Origin of the sequence: Planococcus donghaensis MPA1U2 (assembly GCF_000189395.1) — a bacterium.
Lineage (GTDB): Bacteria > Bacillota > Bacilli > Bacillales_A > Planococcaceae > Planococcus > Planococcus donghaensis_B.
Genome location: NZ_AEPB01000006.1, coordinates 17,044 through 36,916, shown reverse-complemented (window position 1 = coordinate 36,916; position 19,873 = coordinate 17,044). Strand labels below are relative to the sequence as shown.

At 37.2% G+C, this 19,873-nt stretch carries 20 protein-coding genes and 2 riboswitches; of the genes, 15 read left to right on the top strand and 5 right to left on the bottom strand.

Annotation, left to right across the window (positions count from 1 at the left end):
• Nucleotides 1–81 precede the first annotated feature (81 nt).
• Nucleotides 82–187: riboswitch (TPP riboswitch) on the bottom strand.
• 339 nt (nt 188–526) lie between these two features.
• Nucleotides 527–1,705, bottom strand: a complete 1,179-nt coding sequence (locus GPDM_RS01785) for an MFS transporter (protein ID WP_008428351.1) — start codon at nt 1,703–1,705, stop codon at nt 527–529.
• Nucleotides 1,706–1,787: 82 nt separating this feature from the next.
• Nucleotides 1,788–1,887: riboswitch (purine riboswitch) on the bottom strand.
• Between the two features lie 137 nt (nt 1,888–2,024).
• On the opposite strand from GPDM_RS01785, the gene GPDM_RS01780 reads away from it, so the two are divergent.
• Complete coding sequence (locus GPDM_RS01780; protein WP_008428349.1) at nt 2,025–3,008, top strand: HNH endonuclease domain-containing protein; 984 nt, start codon at nt 2,025–2,027, stop codon at nt 3,006–3,008.
• A gap of 37 nt (nt 3,009–3,045) precedes the next feature.
• Here GPDM_RS01780 and GPDM_RS01775 read toward each other — a convergent pair whose 3' ends face one another.
• Nucleotides 3,046–3,792: a potassium channel family protein gene (locus tag GPDM_RS01775; protein WP_008428347.1), complete on the bottom strand. Its 747-nt coding sequence runs from the start codon at nt 3,790–3,792 to the stop codon at nt 3,046–3,048.
• A gap of 223 nt (nt 3,793–4,015) precedes the next feature.
• Here GPDM_RS01775 and GPDM_RS01770 point away from each other — a divergent pair, with 223 nt between their 5' ends.
• From GPDM_RS01770 to GPDM_RS01760, 3 genes are all read left to right on the top strand, one after another.
• Nucleotides 4,016–4,990, top strand: coding sequence for a macro domain-containing protein (locus GPDM_RS01770; RefSeq protein ID WP_008428346.1), 975 nt, complete (start codon nt 4,016–4,018; stop codon nt 4,988–4,990).
• An 81-nt stretch (nt 4,991–5,071) separates the two neighbouring features.
• Nucleotides 5,072–5,722, top strand: a complete 651-nt coding sequence (locus GPDM_RS01765; protein ID WP_008428343.1) for a vWA domain-containing protein — start codon at nt 5,072–5,074, stop codon at nt 5,720–5,722.
• A 15-nt stretch (nt 5,723–5,737) separates the two neighbouring features.
• Nucleotides 5,738–6,709, top strand: a complete 972-nt coding sequence (locus tag GPDM_RS01760) for a Gfo/Idh/MocA family protein (protein ID WP_008428341.1) — start codon at nt 5,738–5,740, stop codon at nt 6,707–6,709.
• 147 nt (nt 6,710–6,856) lie between these two features.
• Here the strand turns inward: GPDM_RS01760 and GPDM_RS01755 are convergent, their stop codons facing one another.
• Entirely contained in the window at nt 6,857–7,549 is a 693-nt protein-coding gene (locus GPDM_RS01755) for an AIM24 family protein (protein WP_008428338.1), read from the bottom strand.
• A 223-nt stretch (nt 7,550–7,772) separates the two neighbouring features.
• On the opposite strand from GPDM_RS01755, the gene GPDM_RS01750 reads away from it, so the two are divergent.
• The 6 genes from GPDM_RS01750 to GPDM_RS01730 all read left to right on the top strand — a co-directional run bounded on the left by GPDM_RS01750 (nt 7,773) and on the right by GPDM_RS01730 (nt 12,034).
• Entirely contained in the window at nt 7,773–8,729 is a 957-nt protein-coding gene (locus GPDM_RS01750; protein ID WP_008428337.1) for an LLM class oxidoreductase, read from the top strand.
• 129 nt (nt 8,730–8,858) lie between these two features.
• Nucleotides 8,859–9,116 (top strand): WGR domain-containing protein, encoded by a 258-nt coding sequence (locus tag GPDM_RS01745; protein ID WP_008428335.1) that lies wholly within the window; start codon nt 8,859–8,861, stop codon nt 9,114–9,116.
• 724 nt (nt 9,117–9,840) lie between these two features.
• Nucleotides 9,841–10,269 (top strand): hypothetical protein, encoded by a 429-nt coding sequence (locus GPDM_RS01740; RefSeq protein ID WP_039862739.1) that lies wholly within the window; start codon nt 9,841–9,843, stop codon nt 10,267–10,269.
• Nucleotides 10,270–10,274: 5 nt separating this feature from the next.
• Nucleotides 10,275–10,637: a hypothetical protein gene (locus tag GPDM_RS01735; protein WP_008428331.1), complete on the top strand. Its 363-nt coding sequence runs from the start codon at nt 10,275–10,277 to the stop codon at nt 10,635–10,637.
• A 73-nt stretch (nt 10,638–10,710) separates the two neighbouring features.
• Nucleotides 10,711–10,860, top strand: coding sequence for a hypothetical protein (locus GPDM_RS16695; protein ID WP_008428329.1), 150 nt, complete (start codon nt 10,711–10,713; stop codon nt 10,858–10,860).
• A gap of 157 nt (nt 10,861–11,017) precedes the next feature.
• Nucleotides 11,018–12,034 (top strand): DUF1835 domain-containing protein, encoded by a 1,017-nt coding sequence (locus GPDM_RS01730; RefSeq protein WP_008428327.1) that lies wholly within the window; start codon nt 11,018–11,020, stop codon nt 12,032–12,034.
• A gap of 40 nt (nt 12,035–12,074) precedes the next feature.
• Here the strand turns inward: GPDM_RS01730 and GPDM_RS01725 are convergent, their stop codons facing one another.
• Together GPDM_RS01725 and GPDM_RS01720 are read right to left on the bottom strand one after the other, a co-directional pair.
• On the bottom strand, nt 12,075–12,809 hold the full coding sequence (locus tag GPDM_RS01725; protein ID WP_008428325.1) for a Bax inhibitor-1/YccA family protein: 735 nt from the start codon (nt 12,807–12,809) through the stop codon (nt 12,075–12,077).
• 154 nt (nt 12,810–12,963) lie between these two features.
• A complete protein-coding gene (locus tag GPDM_RS01720) occupies nt 12,964–13,716 on the bottom strand; it encodes a GDSL-type esterase/lipase family protein (protein WP_008428324.1) in 753 nt (250 codons plus the stop codon).
• A gap of 173 nt (nt 13,717–13,889) precedes the next feature.
• Between GPDM_RS01720 and GPDM_RS01715 the strand changes: the two genes are divergently transcribed.
• The 5 genes from GPDM_RS01715 to GPDM_RS01695 all read left to right on the top strand — a co-directional run bounded on the left by GPDM_RS01715 (nt 13,890) and on the right by GPDM_RS01695 (nt 19,808).
• Nucleotides 13,890–14,873 (top strand): ketoacyl-ACP synthase III, encoded by a 984-nt coding sequence (locus tag GPDM_RS01715; RefSeq protein ID WP_008428322.1) that lies wholly within the window; start codon nt 13,890–13,892, stop codon nt 14,871–14,873.
• 361 nt (nt 14,874–15,234) lie between these two features.
• The gene (locus GPDM_RS01710) at nt 15,235–15,558 is read left to right on the top strand and encodes an IDEAL domain-containing protein (RefSeq protein WP_008428320.1); all 324 of its coding nucleotides are present in this window, start codon (nt 15,235–15,237) and stop codon (nt 15,556–15,558) included.
• Nucleotides 15,559–15,935: 377 nt separating this feature from the next.
• Nucleotides 15,936–16,964, top strand: coding sequence for an ABC transporter substrate-binding protein (locus tag GPDM_RS01705; RefSeq protein WP_008428318.1), 1,029 nt, complete (start codon nt 15,936–15,938; stop codon nt 16,962–16,964).
• Nucleotides 16,965–16,998: 34 nt separating this feature from the next.
• Nucleotides 16,999–18,741: an ABC transporter permease gene (locus tag GPDM_RS01700; RefSeq protein ID WP_008428316.1), complete on the top strand. Its 1,743-nt coding sequence runs from the start codon at nt 16,999–17,001 to the stop codon at nt 18,739–18,741.
• Nucleotides 18,738–19,808, top strand: coding sequence for an ABC transporter ATP-binding protein (locus GPDM_RS01695; protein ID WP_008428315.1), 1,071 nt, complete (start codon nt 18,738–18,740; stop codon nt 19,806–19,808). Before GPDM_RS01700 ends, GPDM_RS01695 begins: the two co-directional genes overlap by 4 nt.
• The last annotated feature ends 65 nt before the right edge of the window (nt 19,809–19,873 follow it).

Here is a 19,873-nt window from a genome sequence, read left to right as displayed (position 1 = left end):
CTCCTTAAAAATGTGCACAAAAAAGACCGCATCCGTGAAGATGCAGCCATAGTCTACAAATAATCAAAAAAGGAATTATTTCAGAAATGCGCCGCACTTCCTCACGCAGGTATTATCCTGATCGAGTTTTGAGGGATCGAAGCTTGCGCTTGCATCTCAGCCAAAGTGGGCACCCCTAGTGCAGAAAACGGTATGCGGTTTTTGTGTTCGGGTTGTTCCCGATGGGTATAGTGTAGAGGAAGTGGAGAGGGATGTAAAGAGGGAGCTCAGAAAAATATGCGGCGTGTGGAAGTTTGAATGAGGTCTGGAAACGCTTCGGTCGCTTTGGGCATGACTTTCGCGATAAGCCAGGAAAAACGCCTGTCTTATCCCTTCGCCTAGCACGTGGACGGGCCGGCGCTTGATAAATTGTTAGACCAGTAAACATAGTTTTTATATAATAAAAGTGAAGTAAATGCAAAAAAAACAGGAATGAAACTAAAAGGTTTCACTCCTGTTTTTTATTAGGCTTTGTGTAATTTAACTATTAGTTTTGACTAGTAGTTTGACTATGGTTTCGTACAATAGCCGGTCGTGTTAATGAGAATATGGCACAACCAAGTGCGATAAGTACGATAACAGCGCCAACCCAAGGCATGCTGGAAATTGATCCGGTTTGCGCTAATGCGATACCACCAATTGCAGAACCTAGAGCAATACCAACTTGAAGAGCTGAGTTATTAAAACTTTGTTGAACGTCTGAAGTAGCTGGGTCTATTTCAATTAGGTAGCTTTGTTGCGGCGGAGATAAACTCCAGCTAAGGGCTGCCCAGATGACCATTACAGGCAAGAACACGACTAACGAGAATGTTGTAAGTGGTAATAAAAACAGGGAAACGGCAAAAGTTGAAATGACAATGATGATACTTTTTTTCGACCCAATCCAATCGGATAACGCACCACCGATTGCACCACCACTAACTGCTGCAATACCGAATAGCAAGTAACAGACACTAACCCAAAATGAATTTAAGTTAAGAATAGTTTCAAGAAACGGTGTGAAATAAGCATAGACCGTGTAATGTCCGGCTAACATAAACATTGTCGCGAGATGCGCAGAACCGATTTTTGCACTTGCAACGGCCTTTAGTTGTTGTTTAAGTGGAACTGCTGTACCACCGGCAATTGGCTGAATATAGAGTGCAATCAAAACCATTGATCCGATGGAAAGTAGGGCGATGCCAAGGAAAATAACACGCCAGCCGAACAAGTCTGAAACAACAATTCCAATTGGCACACCAAGAACTAATGAAGAACTGATCCCCATGAAGATAAAGCCGATTGCTTTTGCGCGGTAAGGTGGCTCAACAATTTTTGCAACAATGGTGAGCGATAAGACGACAATGAGTGCAGTGCTTGCAGCGGTCAACACACGCGCGATCATCATCCACGTGAAATCAGGACTGAAATAAGTCATGATGTTTCCAAGAAAAAAGATAAACATGGCAATCAAATACACTTTTTTTCGTTCAAATTTACTTGTTGCCACAAGTAAGACAGGGCCAGCGATGGCAATAATCATCGCAAATACAGTAATCAATTGTCCGGCAGAGCTTAGAGATACATCAAACTCTGCAGCGATTGTCGGCAAAATTCCCCCGATAATCAGTTCGACAAGTCCCACAGCCACTGTGGATAAAGCTAAAATATACACTTTTAAATTCATTGCTTCTAACGCTTCCTCTCTTCTTTGCATTTGTAATCGAATCAAGGTTTGTTAAAAACACAAAAAAATCCTGATTACAAAAAACGAACGGATCGTTTTCTGTAATCAGGATTTTGAGGTTCCTGGTAGAGACCCCTAAGCCATATCCTTAGGGTTATACAGATGCATATAATTTATTCTTAGAAAATCTTACTATAAACAAAGTTTTTCTGCAAGTGCACTAGAGAATTGATATCATTAATGCTGTAAAATAATAGTAACTTTATAAAGTAGCTGTATTATTTGAATTTGGTTACATTTAGAATGAGGTGAAATAGCGGTGGCAGAAGGATGGAAGTTAAAAGAAGGAGTAGCCACATATAGAACTGTATCAGCTGATCAGCTATGGGCTCTATGCATGAAGGTGTTATCATCTCAGGCTGTAAAAACAACTTCTTATAAGTATGTATTGCTGAGAGCTATTATTGAGAACCTTTATAAGACTAATGATGAATTTGAGCTGAGTTTTAATCAATTGGCAGAATCTTTTGCCAGACTGTACTGGAATTTAGTTGTTCGAAATGGCTATTCTCAAGGATACCAAACGAGTATTGAGAAGGGTTTAATGGAGTTCAAATTAGAGTTTGCTATTCCAGAAGGGGCTTCTTTTGATGGACTACAAAAAAATCACCAAAATGAATTGATTCATCGTATCGAGGTTAGTATTTTGCGTAAATATGTAGTAGGTGCGTTGTATGCCGATACGAACGGACTATTTTACGGTTTTTCTAAAAAAAGTCGTAAAATAGTGCTGACCCCAGGAAGTTATGAATTTTTACTGAAGTACCAAACAATCCTTTTTAAGCTTATCAATTATGAAATGGCAAAGTTTCTAGAAAAGAAAAATCCGAATTTAACTCAAGGTATTTTGTTGCATGAAATTGAGAACATTACAAAACGCGAGTCGTTAAAACAATTTCAACAATTGATTGTGGAGCACTCAGGCCACAGTTGTTTTTATACAGAAAAACCATTAGTGAAAGCGCAACGGACAATAGCGGTAGATCATTTTGTACCTTGGAGTTTTGTTCATAGCGATGACTTGTGGAATTTTGTTTTAACCTCTTCAACGTTAAATTCTCAAAAAGGCGTAAAACTTCCTGCAGAGCGGTTCTTAGGGAAACTGCATGAGCGTAATCAATTGTTAAAACAAAGTGGCAATGTTTACGTAAAACAATATATGGAAAACTATAGCTTTCACCAATTTGAAAAAATTTATAATTATACTGAGTTCAACGGCTTTGAGAAAGGCTGGCTACCATAGGCAGGTTTATAGTGAAAAAAGGTTCAACCCAAGTTCGTTACTCTTGGATTGAACCTTTTTCTTTTGCATCGCTACCAGTATCTTTAGTAGCTTCTTTTCGTTTAATGTAAAGATTAATCATTTCTATATCATCTTTAGATAACATATCAACCTCTTCTATAGTCTTAAGGATATCAAGAAGTTTTTTTTCGTGTCCTTTAGCGATTTCTTTATTGAAAAAGCTTGTGATAGAAGAGGTTAAAGTACCGATAATCCCGATTCCGACCATCATAAGAACAACCGCAAGTATACGACCAATGGGGGTCTCTGGTGATAAGTCTCCATATCCAACAGTTGTGGTAGTGACAACAGCCCACCACAATGCATCCGCAAAAGTTTCGATTGATGGTTCTAGAATAACAATAGGAATCGGAATCAGAAATAAAAGAATGAGCGCAACAATTAATACTTTTTCTAAGCCATTCGTTTTCAATAATTTGTATACGGGCTTCATGTACCGCGAACCAATGCCAATTAAGCGAACCAATCGCAACAATCTGGCAATACGCGCAGCTCTAAAGAGAGCATCGAACGGAATAATGGCGATCAATTCAAATGGGTGCTTTTTAACATAGGTCCATTTGTTTTTTGCATTGAATAATCGAACGGTGTAATCAATAACAAAAATCCCCCAAATGATTCGGTCAAGTAGGATAAAGCTTTGATCTTCTGAAAAAGCAAAAAAGATAGAAATTAAGATGAGAACGAACATGATGCTTTCATATATTATGACACCTTTTTTCATTAGGTTGCTCCTCTGCAATAAAGGTATAATTAAATAAAAGTTTAATAGATAGAAATAAAATACTTAATTTAACTGTAACGCAAATATAGTGTGGTTTGTTAGGTTTTTTTATTTGTCATAGGATAATAAAAGCAAAGTCGACGTTATCAACAATTAATAAACTATAGAGTAGGGATGAAAATTATTAAGAACGTCAGGATAAAAGAGTCAAGGGGGGAAAAGCATGCCATTCGAAATTGTACGAAATGACATTACAAAGATGAAAACCGATGCAATTGTCAATGCGGCGAATACTAGTTTGAAGATGGGGGGCGGAGTATGTGGGGCCATATTTTCTGCTGCGGGGTCTCATGCCTTACAAGAACCTTGTGATCAAATTGGTCATTGTGACGTAGGAAGTGCGGTGCAGACAAAAGCCTTTTCATTAGATGCCAACTACATCATTCATACTGTTGGTCCTGTCTGGCAAAGTGGGGAAAATCACGAAGAACAATTGCTGAGAAGTTGTTACGGAAATTCGCTTAAACTGGCACATCAGCTTGGTTGTAAGTCAATTTCATTTCCGCTTATTTCTACTGGAATTTTCGGCTATCCAAAAGAGCCTGCTTTACAAATTGCGGTTTCTGCCATTGAAGAATTTTTAGCGGACCATGAAATGCATATCTATCTCGTAGTGTTCGATAAAAGGTCTTTCGGAATCAGCAAAAACCGTTATCAATCGATTGCGGCTTTTATTGATGAAAATGAAGTTCGAATACTAGAAGAACAAGATATGCGGTATCGCAAAAAAAGTGACAACGAACATGTCTTCTATAGTCCTGAGATTGAAATTAGTTTAGATGACGTGTTAGGGAATTTGGATGAATCTTTTTCAGCGCGATTGTTTCGTTTTATAGACGAAAAGGGCATGACGGACATTGAAACGTATAAAAAAGCAAATATTGACCGAAAGCTGTTTTCTAAAATACGCAATTCGCCTAATTATACACCGATGAAAAAAACTATAATTGCATTTGCTGTAGCGCTCGAGCTAGATCTTTTGGAAACGGAGGAATTGCTTGAAAAAGCTGGGTATAGGTTATCTAAAAGTCATAAATTTGATTTAATTATTCTGTATTTTATTGAGCGGAAAAACTACAATATTTATGAAATAAATGAGGCTTTGTTCGCTTTTGATCAAGTGTTACTTGGTGCGTAAAATGTCGCTTTACTAGCGACCCATTTGCGTGTTGAAAATCATATCCTTAAGTTGTAAAGAAAACTTAAGGAGGAATGTATGATGAGAAATGAAACGACAGAATTGGTGTTTATTCTTGATAAAAGTGGATCGATGGCGGGGCTAGAGAAGGACACAATTGGTGGATTTAATGCATTGCTTGAAAAACAACGGAAGCTACCCGGAGAAGTTCGTGTCACGACGGTATTGTTCAATCAGAGAGTTGAGTTGCTACATGATCGAATTCCGGTAACAGGAGTTGCTCTAATTACTGAAGAGGATTACCAAGTGGGTGGAATGACAGCCTTGCTTGATGCGATCGGTTCGACCATTCAGAAAATAAGCAATGTGCAAAAAAGCACTTTGCAAGAACAACGGGCAGACAGGGTATTGGTAGTTATTACGACAGATGGTATGGAAAATTCCAGCTGTGAATACTCGTATAAAAAAATTTATGAAATGATTGCGATGCAGAAAAATACGGCAAATTGGGAGTTTATCTTTCTTGGAGCGAATATCGATGCCGTCGCAACCGCAAGACAGTTCGGAGTAGGAGAAGATTTTGCGGTTAATTATCATGCAGACGCTGAAGGCACCCAACTTAACTATGATGTGGTGAGTGAAGCTATCAGTTCTTTTCGAACAGGTAAAAAAATGAATCGCAGCTGGAAAAAAGAAATTGAACAAGACTTTAACTCTCGCCAGAAAAAATGAGAAAGGGAGATAAAGATGAAACGATTAAATTGGGGTATCATCGGACCAGGTAATATAGCTGAAGACTTTGGGAAAGCGATTCATGACGTGAATGGTCACGTGTTTGGCGTTTGGGGCAGAAATTATGAAAAAACCAAAGCTTTCGCTGAACGTTTAGGTGTAGAACACGTTTATGAAAGTATGGACAGTATGCTTTCAGATGAGCAAATTGATATTGTGTATATCGCAACACCTCATCACCTTCACTATGATATTATGTTAGCGACATTATACAAGAACAAACATGTGCTCTGTGAAAAGGCGATTACGATGAATACAAGTCAGTTAAAGCAAGTTATGAAGTTGGCAAGGTCCAAAAATTTAATTGTAATGGAAGCTATGACCATCTATCATATGCCGATCTACCAAGAGTTACAGGATCGAGTCGCTGCGGGTGATATTGGCAATGTGAACATGATTAATGTAACATTTGGTAGCTGTAAAGAAGATGATCCAACTAACCGTTTTTTTAATCCGGATTTAGCGGGGGGAGGTTTATTGGATCTTGGTACGTATGCATTGACCTTCACACGTTACTTTTTATCTAGTCATCCAACCGAACTGTTTACGACTGTAAAGAAACACGATACCGGGGTAGATGAACAATCAGCAATCGTGATGAAAAATAAGCAAGGTCAATTGGCTGTTGTAACGCTTGCTTTGCGAGCAGATCTCCCAATACGTGCAATTATCGCAGGAGATAAAGGTTACATAACAGTAGACAATTTCCCGAGAGCAGACCAGGCCACCGTCACATATACATCAGATGGTGCTATCGAAACGATTAAAGCGGGAGAAAGTGAGAGAGCTCTTCGCTATGAGGTGGAGGCTATGGAAGATTTGGGAGTACATAAGAAAGAAAGTTGGACTTTAGCTCTTTCGGAAAATGTGATGGAGTTAATGGATGAAGCTCGTAAGCAATGGGACTTAACGTACGATTTTGAATAAGGTCCGTTTAGTTAACGGTTTTTGTGTTTCTAATTTTAGAAATGGCCTAACAAAGAAACTAATTAAGACATATAAAAAGGTTCTGGTAGTTAATCCAGAACCTTTTTTCTGTAAATAATTTAAATGCATTATAGTACAAGGCGAAAGTCATTTCTGCAAAGCTTGATAAACCTCCTCGTAAGGCTGCACCACAACAAATCCATTTCCGGAAAATTTCATCTGTACGGACTCGCCGCTTCCTCGTCCAAACAAACTTTTCAATTGAATATCTGTCACAAAATCAGGTTCTAAACTACCTGACCACGCAACTGTTGCATTTGGATCAGTGTAAATAGGCTTGTCAGGCGTCACAAGTAAAGTGAGCGGTTCGTAATGAGAGGTAAAAGCCACAAGCCCTTCACCTTCTAATCGAATATTAAACAGCCCACCAGCCATCATTCCGGCAACACGTCGCATGAGTTTAATGTCCCATAATAAACCATCTTGAAAAGCAAGAAGATCATTCCCGTTGATGTAAATGCTTTCTCCCTCTAAATCTAATACGGTAATCTTTTTGCCGCTGTCAGCAACATAAAGTTTACCTTCACCATGTGCTTTCATCAATTGTGCGCCTTCACCACTGAAAGCTTTTTTAACAAATTTTCCAAGTCCATGCTCGAGCATGCCTTCACGCTCAAATTTAATATTGCCTTCGTAAGAAATCATAGAGCCGGCTTTTGCCCAAACAAGCCCATTCAAATTCACTTCTAAAAGACGATCTGTTTCGAGTTCGAAAAATTCACGAGCATTTTCGTCTTGTTTTGTTTTTTGAACAAATTGGTGAATAGAGTACTTCGACATTGGATGACCTCCTTGAGTTGTATAGTACTATATACGTTTGCTTGCGCAGATAGTTCCAGAAAAGTAACAACTTATATTCTTTTCAATCATACAGGTTTTGTAAGTTTTTTTATGAAGAGTCTCCAATCAGAAATATTTACTTTAATTAACGACACTGCTATTCTAATGTGGATAGTTATTATCCATGTTAGTTAAAACAATACAACAGTCAGGTGGAACAAACGTGAACAATTTTCAATTTCATAATGGGTTTGCACGAACGTTTAAAGAAAATAAATTAACGCTCGGAATTTCGTTTCCTTTTGAAACGGCTAACGACAATTCTCAAACAATGGATATAAGCTACCAAATGAGGCTTGCAAAACAAGCAGAAGAAGCTGGTTTTGCTTCTTTATTTGTAAGGGATTCGCCACTTTTTGATCCGAACTTTGGAGATACAGGAGTTATACACGATCCTTTTCAACTTCTTGCTTATACTAGTGCGCATACAAAAGAAATTGCTTTAGGAATCGCCAGTGTAATTACGACTTTACGTCATCCCCTTCATTTAGCTAAATCGGCTGCATCTTTAGATGCATTGTCGAGTCAGCGTTTTTTATTTGGTGCTGCGACAGGGGACCGGCCAATCGAATTTCCTGCGTTTAAAGTAGATAGAGAAAATCGAAATGAGTTATTTAAAGAGTCAATTCATGTAATGAGAAAATCTTGGAAAGAGTCTTTTCCTACTATACAATCTGCACGGGTTGGGTTAACTGAAGGAGATGTTATTCCAAAACCACAGTTAAAAAATATTCCGATTTTAGGGACAGGTTATTCTGGGCAGACAATTGAGTGGTTAGCAGAACATACAGATGGCTGGATGTTTTATGGTCAAGAGGCTAGTCGACAAAAGCAGCTAATTCAGCAATGGAGAACAGCAACCAATGAATTTAAACCGTTTTCGCAACCTCTAGTAATTAACTTGTCCGAAAAACCAAATGCACCACCAAGTCCAGTACCAATTAAACTTGGATTTACATCAGGGCATAAATTTTTAATTGATTATCTATATGCACTCGAGAAAATTGGAGTTAATCACGTTATTTTGTCAGTAAAAAATATTCACCGTCCGTTGGATGAAGTGATACAGGAATTAGGAGAGTTTGTGGTACCGCATTTCCGAGCACATCTTCAAATTTAAGAACGAAATAAATTTTAAAGCAATCTAGCTTATGGTTATATAATTGAGTCGGAGCGACCAAAAGTCTATTTTACAATAAAATGTATCGGAAATAATGCTAACTAGTTTGAGTAAAAGTGAGGAAGTCGAGTGGAAAAGTCGTTAGTGTGTATAACCGCCTACTCCAATAAGTTTTGGAAAATAAAAGCGCAAGGTAATATATTTATCGTTTTATATGGAAAAATAGGGAGTCAAGGCTCTCTGAATACAAAAGAATTTTCTTCGGAGGAAGTTTGTATAAAAGAAGCGCGTAAACTAATTGAATCGAAGTTGAAAAAGGGGTATTGGGAAAGCGATCAAGAGAAAGTTCGGATTAGGCCGTACAAACGAAAAAATCGCGAAAAGTAAATGCAGGAATATACATTCTAATGGGGATAATTCTAATATAGACCCATATGAATGGTAATAAGACTTTAAAATTAGTTGAGGAAATTTAAAGATTACCTTATTTTAGTAAAACATTCGGCAACTGGAAAATAGAAAGAAGATGTATGATGACTAAATTATAAAAGAAATTTTATAAAGAGAAGGTGCAAATTACTTTGCACCTTCTCTTTATTTTTAGTAAAAATTCGTTATGAAAATACAACAGAAAAGCTAAAAAATACCAGCAAATACATACAGGAGTGAGAAGTTTGCTGAATCTTAATAGTTGAAATTTATACTAATTTTCTGCTTAAATGGAATTTTTTATAAAATATTGTTATCTGAGATAATAGTGTATAAAATTAATTAGATATACGATGATTTGTATAAAAATTATATGAGTAAAACAATTAATTAGTCAGAATTAAAAGAATATTCTATAACACTTTACATATTTTGTGTTGTATTATAGTCTGAATGTATCGGAAATATAAGTTGAAAAGATTTAAATAAAGTTAATTAGGTAATAAAGGGCTATTTATTAAATATTAAAATAAGTATTTCTGTTTACTTTAAAACTTTTTTGACTGAATTTTCAATGTACACAATTTTTATGAAGTAGTCATCGTTATACTATGAGATTAGCTGGATGGAATTGGGTATACATGTAGGCGCTATTCTCATAGCGTGTAAAGGAGTGGATAGAATGGTAGAAACTAATTTGCTAGTAAAGACTACAGCAACGATCAGCAGTTTATTAGGGGGAGAATTGGAATTTTATGATGATGTATGGCATCTGGAGAAAAGACGAGAGGTCAAAGTTCAAACAAGTTCTGAGTTGTTTGTACATTGGTCATTAGACTTGTCGGTAACTTATGAAATGACTAGTGCTTATGATAAAGCCATCAATCGAGCTGAAGTTTTTCTCCTTCCTGAGGAGTTACCGGTGTTTATTAACGAACTGATCAAACACCCATTATATTTTCCTAGCAGTTATTCGCAGCAAATGTCGACAGAACGAGGAATGTTTTGTTTGCGGATTACATCTCATGAGTCGCCCGAACACTTTGCTATACGTCTATCAGATTCGCTTCGCACGCTTGAGGAGAACAGTATGTTGTTCAAAGGAGAGTAGAGAAAATGGAACAAGTTTTGTATTTGCCACATGAAAGGGTCAATTACTTCTTTTTGAAGTCTAAAGATGTTCATGTTGAAGAAGGAAATACTTATATCACTTGCTTTGCTCGCTTAACAAGAGAAGTACTAATTGATAAAGACAAAGAAGAACAAAAACGGATTCAAACCTTTTGGGTCGATATAAATGAACTACGGTTTGAACAGGCTTCAAAAAAAATACGTGATTTGCCAAATTGTATGCAACGATATGAGATAACAAAAGAAGTATTTTATAACTTGTATCAATTATCCAAGAAATGCCCAGAAGAAATTTTTCAAGTAATCCCATTTCACAAAAATTCTACATATGAAAAATTCATCGATTGATTGTAAATAATCATTGCATGATCTTTAACAGATACAAAACAAAAGGTTAACCATACTAAGGAGGATGATTTAGATGACTACAATGATTAACAAAGGAAGAAAAAAGAATCAGCTTGCGAAAACATATTTGGGGATGTACAAGGAATATATTGAGGGATATAAGCAGTACAAATTGGAAAAAGCTGCTTTATACATAGCAGGAGAAAAGACTAAACGAGCGTAATTTGACCGTGATTTTAAATAAGTTAATTTTGAAAAAGCACTTCCTATTGATAGCGAATAGGAAGTGCTTTTTACATGTTTTAGACATATCCTGTAAAATATGAGATATTTACAGAATATGCTTACTTATTAAATTAGCGAAAGAGTTGATAGCGAAAATGGAAAATTTACATGTAGAAATTGAGAAGTTAAGTGGCAGTGAAGCTAAAAGTTTATTAGTGAATATACTATACAGAATAGAATTTCTAAAACAAGAAGCTGGTTCTCAAAGCTATACTGTAACAGAATTATTAGAACTGTCTCAGGAAGTGCGACAAGAATTGCAAAAAGAAAAGAAATTTGAAGGTGCAAATAAGGCGGTGCACCTTATTTGCGGTGAATCATCAGCAGGTTCATTGCGTATTGGTTTACATTACGAAAATAAAATTATTGGTTTTCCAGATTTTTTCACGGTAGGCCCCCTTTGGGATTTGCATACGGAAGAAGGAAGGGTAAAACGTTATGATTGGCTAGTTAACAATATCAATTATGATATGGATTATTTGGAAGAAGAGTATTGTAACCGCATATCAAAAACGATAGATCAAATCAATGCTATCCCATCTTCTCTCCCTATTATTTTGTGGACAGCGACAAATTCAGATGAACAAATTGCACTTCGATATTTCTTGTATCTTTTACGAGAAAAGAAAAATTGTATGTATGTTATAAATACGACAAAAGCATTTCAAGCCATTTATTCTACTAAATCGCCTCAAGTTGATTTAAGACATTCTGGAGAAGTCGCGCCAGAACAATTTGAAGAGATTTATACAACAAAACTGGGAGAACCTTTGACCGCTGAAAAAAGAAGGGAGTTAGAAAATGAGTGGCTTTTACTATCAAAGCAAAGAGGCAACCTTAGGGTTATCGAAAAGGAAACCATTCAAAACGTCCATGATGATTATTTTGATTCGTTAATTATTGACTTTGTTCAAGAATTACATAGCCAGTATGGAAAAACTGATTTTATTTTAACAGCTAAAGTTATTGGGGAAATTCTATTTCGCTCGCCACATCTTATTAATGATGGATATTTAGAATACCGCATAAGGTGCTTAGTATTAAAGGGCTTGTTCGAAATAAAAGGTATTCCGAAAAGCATGAGGCATTATAGTGTGAGATTAAGCAGTTAAACTCGTTAAACAAAAAAACGCCCGGAAGGACGTTTTAGAGTTACCTGCTGCGAATTTTTGATAGCAAACGAAGAATTTCTAGGTACAACCAAACTAATGTTACAAGTAATCCAAAAGCTCCGTACCATTCGAAATATTTCGGTACTTGTTTTTCGGCAGCATTCTCAATGAAATCAAAATCTAACACTAAATTCAAAGCGGCAACGATAACGATAACGACGCTAATGGCAATGCCCAATGGTGTCGCTTCATGTAAGTGAGGGATGTTAAAACCGAAAAATCCGCCAATAAACGAAATGATATAAACTAAGAAAATAGCTCCTGTAGCTGCAGCAACGCCAAGTCTGAAGTTTTGCGTTACTTTGATTAAGCCAGACTTATAAACAACTAGTAAACTCAATAACACACCGATAGTGATCAACACGGCTTGGAACACAATGCCTCCATACTGAACTTCGTATTGCGCAGATACTGCACCGAGGAATAAGCCTTCTAATAATGCATAAACCGGCGCTGTAAAAGGCGATATTTTGGGGACGAAAATCGTAATTAACCCAACAATAAGTCCTCCAATTGCTCCAACCAGTATCAGTGGCAATACGCCATTTGGATTGCTGACAAACTGATTCCAAGAATAAACAAATGTTACGAGTAATAGCAAAAGCAAAATAAATGTTTTATTAACGGTGCCTTGGATGGTCATCTTTCGGCCCGCATCTTTACTCTTGAAGTTTTCAAACGCTTCGGTCTTTAAACTTGGATTTCCACTTCTCAAACTGATCACCTCATAAATTATTTCAAGCAAACTCAATTATATCCTTTAACCTACAAAAAATATACGATAACCCACCAGTTGTAAAGTCCTTCTCATGTTAACTTAAAAAAGCTGTAGCCCCAAAACGGGAGCTACAGCTTTTTTTAAATGTCTCTTAATGATGGGTTACATGCTCGGCGTGAAATGCCTTTATACCGATTTTAGCCAATTTTTTTTGACCAGCCTTGGTAGGGTGGATGTCTTGTGGCAATACGTACTTTTCTTGATTGTTGCCAAACGCATTATAAGCATCAGCTATGTGAACATCATTAAAGTTATGGGCTAATTCAGCAAAAGTAGCATTAACTTGAGGCAAGAAAAGATTAGCGATATTGTGTAACGGATCATTTGTTTGGAATGGGTTATACATATTATACAATACAATCGGAGCATCACTTAATGTTCGTATTTCGTTAATGATTTCCGCTAAGTTATTAAAAGCTTTACTGGTAGATAACTTTTGCTGAATTAGAAATTTAAACAAATCAGAGTCTCCACCACTTTCTGCATTGGCTGCTCGTAAAATCTCAATAAAATCGTTTCCGGCAATTGTAATTGTAATGTAATCAGCGTGATGAATAGCTTTTTGATATTTTTTATTTGTTTCTATTGCAGTCAATAAATCAGAGGTTTGCCATCCATAAGCACTGAGGTTGCGGACTCGTAAATCAGCTTTTTCACCAATTAAGTAAGGAAATGCTGCTTTAGAAGGCTGATTGTTATTCTTACCTAAATTATAGCCGTAAGGTACAGAATCACCTAATGACACCAATAGATCCTTGCCATGATTGTTTTCTGCGGAGACAGACAGGGGTCCAAGCGACAAGACTAAAAATACAGCGATAAGTAATTGTAATAGCTTTTTCATTTAATCAACTCCTTTTCCATTTTTTAGTTTATTATAAAACAAATAAACTGAATTGTCAGTATTTTATTAACGAAATCAAAAATATTTTAAAAGTTGTTTCAAGCGAATATTAGTACCTATTACTAATAGTTGGTGGTAGTATAGTAGAAGGACACTATAAAGGGGCGATTCACATGAACACTTCAAAAGCTCGAATTACAGCCATCGGCTCATATGTACCTGAAAAGAGGCTGACAAATCACGATTTGGAAAAATTAGTTGACACAAACGATGAATGGATCGTCCAACGGACTGGTATAAAAGAACGTCGTATAGCGCTTGCTACTGAATTCACAAGTGATATTAGTGTGAAAGCTGTAGAAAATTTAAAGGAGCGTTTTAAGAAATCACTAGATGATGTAGACATGATTATTGCCTGTACAATGACTCCTGATTTTAAAACTCCAAGTGTTTCTGCTCTTGTTCAAGCGAAACTTGGTATTAAAAATACAGGGGCTATTGATTTAAATGCAGCTTGCTCTGGATTTGCTTATGGACTTCATATTGCCAATGGCTTAATCACAGCGGGTTTAAACAAAAAGATTTTAGTAATCGGCGCAGAAACTTTTTCAAAAATTTTAGATTATAGTGACCGTTCTACGTGTATTTTGTTTGGTGATGGTGGTGGAGCGGTTCTTGTAGAATTTGATGAACATAATCCAAGTTTTATTGAAGCGCATATGGGTACGAACGGAGAACAAGCTCATAATTTGTATTGCACTGATCTTTCGAATCAAATGTTTGGAAATGAATTAGAGGTTAATGGTTTCGTCAATCAAAATGGACGTGAAGTATACAAATGGGCAGTAAACACTGTTCCTAAAGGAGTAACGGCATTATTAGAAAAAGCTGGATACGAAACAAATAGTGTGGATTGGTTTGTTCCGCATAGTGCAAACCTAAGAATTATCGAGTCGATTTGTAGCAGGACTGGATTATCTCTTGAACAAACAATATATAGTCTTGAGTACTATGGCAACACTTCTGCAGCTTCAATTCCGTTATCGTTAGATAAGGGACTACGGGAAGGAAAGCTGAAATCCAATGATACAGTGCTTCTCTATGGATTTGGTGGCGGCTTAACACATGCAGGAATGCTGATTAACTGGTCAATTTAATCGTATATCATTGAAGAAATTAGATCTTAAAATAGCTGCAATCTCTCGAACCCTAAAATGGTTCAAGAGGTTGTTTTTATTTTTTCTCAAATTGAACATATCTCGAATATGAGGCAAATAAATTGAGTTTCTAACTAGAGAGACGTAAAATTAACACTAGTAATAAGCTTAGCAGAGAAAATTTCTCTTCCTATTTTATTTAGAAATATAAAGGGAAAGGCAAATTACTATTCTACTTGATGAGTGAAAAACTTAGAATAATGGCTTATTGCGTTTGCGAGTGTTGAATAAGGGAAACAGTAATAAGAATCCATAATTCGGTAAGTAGAGAACAAAAATAATGCAAAGTAGGTGTATAGATATGGGTACAAATAAAACAATTTTAAAAACAAGCGATTGGGTAAAAGGGAAATCACGCCATGATGAACTAATTATCGGTTTCATTGATTCCCTAGATGTTCTTAAAGAAGCTGTTAATGTTACGGTGGTAGAAAGCGACAATGAGGAAATGATCGGTATGACCATTCCAATGTCTATACATCAAGTTGATAGCATTCCAGAATCTGCAAATAAAGATATAGCACAATTAAGCTTCTTGATCGACTTAGCACTCGCCACAGATGATAAAGAGTGGTTCCAAGAGCTTTCATCTCAATTAAACGAGAAAAAGCAAACGGTAAATTAAAATGAATTACTCATCCCTTAAAAGTAAATAATTATAATAAGCACTTTAATCCATCAGGTATGATCGCCTGAACTTGTGGGTTAAGGTGCTTTTTTGATGACAAAAGCTTTGATAAGTTAATTAGGTCAAATACAAATTGAAAACTGAATAGTATTTCAATTTATATTTGACCTTGCTAGCTGCTCAATTTATAGTTACTTTATAAGACAATAAGTATGTAAACTTTCCAGAAGATGAAAATGTTTTAGAGATTGTGATAATAATCTTTAACATTAACTTAACAATAGCTTTATAAACTAGTTCTATACTAATAAAGAGTCTTTACATAAACATTTCTACAAAACAAAGGCCGATACAAAATTTGAGGAGGAATTGGGATGAAAAAAATCTTTTTTGGTTCGGCGTCATTGTGTTTAGCCACGTTCTTAGCTGCATGTGGCGATGGGGAAAACGATTCTTATTCAAATACTTCAAAAGAAGGAGAAGGAGTTTCAGGCACTTTGGATTTTTATACTTCACAACCAGATGCGGATGCGCAAGGATTGGTAGATGCCTTTAAAAAGCAAAATCCAGATGTTGAAATTAGTATTTTCCGCTCAGGCACAGAAGAAGTTGTATCAAAAATCCAAGCTGAAAACCAAGGCGGCAATATTCAGGCAGACGTCTTATTGGTAGCTGATTCGGTAACGTTTGAAAATTTTAAAGCAGAAGAATTATTACTCAGCTATGAATCTCCAGAAGCTGCATCAATCGATGATGCTTTTGTAGACCCAGATGGCACTTATGCCGGCACAAAAATTATGGCAACTGGTCTAATTGTTAATACAAACGAAGTGACCGATCTGCCGGATAGTTGGAGTAGTTTAACTGATGGAGCAACTAAAGGGCAGGCTGTTATGCCAAGTCCATTGTACTCTGGTGCTGCAGCTTATAATTTAGGTGTAATTACGCGTCAAGACGATTTGGGTTGGGAATTTTATGAAGCACTTAATGCCAATGATATAATGATCACACAAGGTAACGGAGCAGTGTTAGAAAGCGTGGCAACGGGTGAGAAGAATTATGGGATGATTGTCGACTTTTTAGCAGCTCGTGCTAAAAACGATGGTTCTCCAGTCGAATTGATTTACCCGAAAGAAGGAGTACCAGTTATTACAGAACCGGTAGGAATTCTCGCTAATACTGAAAATGAAGAAGCATCTAAAGCGTTTGTCGACTTTATCCTTTCAGAAGAAGGTCAGAAGTTAGCTTCTGAACAAGGTTATACGCCAATTCGTGAAGGTGTTGAAGCTCCTGAGGGGCTAAAAACGTTAGATGAAATGACAATTTTAAATGCTGAAGCGATGGAGCTATTAGAAACGCGTAACGATGACAAAGCGAAATTCGGAAAGATTTTCGGAGAGTAAAATAAACTGAATTTCGATGTGAGGAGTTAGTGCTATGACAGCAAAACCGCCAATGGCAGAAGAGAGAAAAAAGAGGGATTCCTCTTTTTCTCTCTTTTTTCAAAGTAAGAATCTGTATAAAATTGCAGGACTGCTCGTTATTTTCGTGCTCTTTCTACTACCGGTATTGCGACTTGTTTGGTTGAGTTTTGTGGATGACGGGTCGCTAACAATGCAATATTACACCGAGGTTTTGAAAGAACCAGCAACTTGGAAAACAGTGAAAAACACAATTATCGTCGTACTAGGTTCAACCACATTAGCATTAGTGTTAGGCATCTTATTTTCTTGGATTGTCGCATATGTTCAATTAAGTGGAAAACGCGCCATGCAGTTGTTTATCTTCCTGCCATTTGTGATTCCTTCTTATATAACCACACTTGCTTGGACACAGTTTTTTAGTGCTTCTGGTCCGGTAACAGCGATGCTATCTTGGTTACCAGGAGAACCGCAAGCACCAAACTTATACAGCATTGGTGGGATCATTCTTCTTCTTGGAATATCCCATTATCCACTTGTGTATTTGTTTACTGTTAACGTTTTCAGGAAAATTCCGCGAGAACTTGAAGAAGCAGCTGCAACAAGTGGTTTATCGAAAAAGCGAACGTTTTGGAAAATCGTTCTTCCTTTAGCGCTTCCTGGGATTGCTAGTGGTGGATTGATCGCTTTTTTATCTAATCTTGATAATTTTGGGATTCCGGCATTTCTTGGCACACCTGCAAATATTCGAGTATTGAGTACGTATATTTATGAGCAAGTGGTCGGATTTGGCCCATCTGCATTTTCTCGTGCCGCTGTTTTATCTGTAATTCTTGGCGTAATCGCATTATTGGGCACGGTGTTGCAATGGTTTTTGTTACGTCGTAGCCGCGTTAACGAAACGAATAGAAGTGATTCAACACCACGTATTTATTTGTCGGCAGGTAAACAAAAGTTCCTGGAAATATCGTTATGGATTTTCCTATTAGTGACGAGCTTAATGCCACTGATTACAATGGGAGCGTTATCGCTAATCTCTGCCTACGGAGTACCGTTCAAATTAGAAAATTTATCGTTACGTAATTATGAGTATGTCTTTTTAACAGATTCTAAGCCGCTGTCGGCTTTATCAAATAGTTTACAGCTCGCCTTGTTTACGATGCTTGTTTGTTTAGTAATCGGAACGGCTGTCGCGTATTTGCGCTTTAAATATCCGGATTGGAGCACGAAAACAGCCGAACTGTTTATGACCATTCCATATGCACTTCCGGGTACAGTGTTTGCATTATGTATGATTTTTATGTGGCTTGAGCCAATACCTGGATGGAACCCTGGAATTTACGGGACGGTCTGGATCCTATTTATCGCTTATATCACACGTTTTCTTGTGCTGCAAGTACGAGGAAGCTACACGGCATTTTTGCAAATCGATCCGTCAATGGAAGAGGCAGCACGAACGTCTGGTGCAGCAGGTTGGGTAAAGTGGCGCAAAATATTGTTGCCTTTATTGTTTCCTGGAATCGTCAGCGGTGCGTTACTTGTATTTTTAATGGCACTCACAGAATTGACGGTATCGAGTTTGCTGTGGTCTTCTGGATCTGAAACAGTGGGCGTTGTTATATTTGGTTATGAACAAGCGGGTTATTCAACGTATTCAACAGCATTTTCAACGGTACTCGTGCTAGGCATTTTGTTTGGTGGAGGCTTGTTTATGCTATTAGGGAAGCTTTGGGACAGAAAGGTGCTGAAAACCAAATGATTAAAGTGAACAATGTATCAAAAAAATACGGTTCTTTTACAGCGCTGCATGACATTGATTTGGAAATCGGCGAAGGGGAATTTATCGCAGTGCTTGGTCCATCTGGATGCGGGAAAACCACGTTACTCAAATTATTAGCAGGGTTTATGGGACCGACTGACGGCACGATTGAAATGGATGAGCTTTTGCTCGCTTCAAAAAGACGAGTGTTGCCACCGGAGAAACGCAATATCGGCATGGTCTTTCAATCGTTCGCGCTTTGGCCACACATGACGGTCGCTGAGCATGTGAAATTTCCACTAAGCTATCATCCAAACAAAATCAAAGAAGGAAAAAAAGAGCTTCACGAACGAATCAACGAAGTATTAAAACTTGTTGGATTAGACTCAATGGCTGAACGATACCCTTCAGAGTTATCAGGAGGTCAAAAGCAACGCGTAGCACTAGCTCGGGCCATTGCACCATTACCTAACTTATTATTAATGGATGAGCCCTTAAGTGCGTTAGACGTTGAGTTGCGCATGGAAATGCGCAAAGAAATTCAAAAGTTGCACCGAGAAACAAAAGCTTCTATTGTTTTTGTAACTCATGATCAAGGAGAAGCGTTGGCTATCGCGGATAAAATTGTCGTCATGAACAGAGGCCGAATAGAACAAATTGCCCCTCCAGAAATTCTTTATACACGTCCCGAAACTGAATTTGTCGCTACTTTTGTTGGTAAGTGCAATTTAGTTAAAGGAGAGTGGCGAAGCGATCAATTTGTGCCTGCAATTGATCCGAAAAATGTGTGGCCAGATTTAGGGGTAACTATTAGTTTTAAAGAAAACGGCATTTACCCCGTTCGTCCAGAACAATTTCAACTTCTGCCTCCAGAACAAAATGGACTGCAAGGTATTGTCTCTTTTGTACAGTACCAAGGACATGAAATTCATTACACAGTTGAAGTTGAGCAAGAAACATGGACGATTCATGAATCGGTATTTACAACACGATTTACAACAGGCGATTTTGTCAGCATCTCTTTAAAAAATGCGCCAGTTCAAACAGAATCACTTGTGCCAAATTAATACTCCATATGAGAAATGCGATACATGCTGCATTTCTTTTTTTATGAAACATTTTAGCTCTAGCT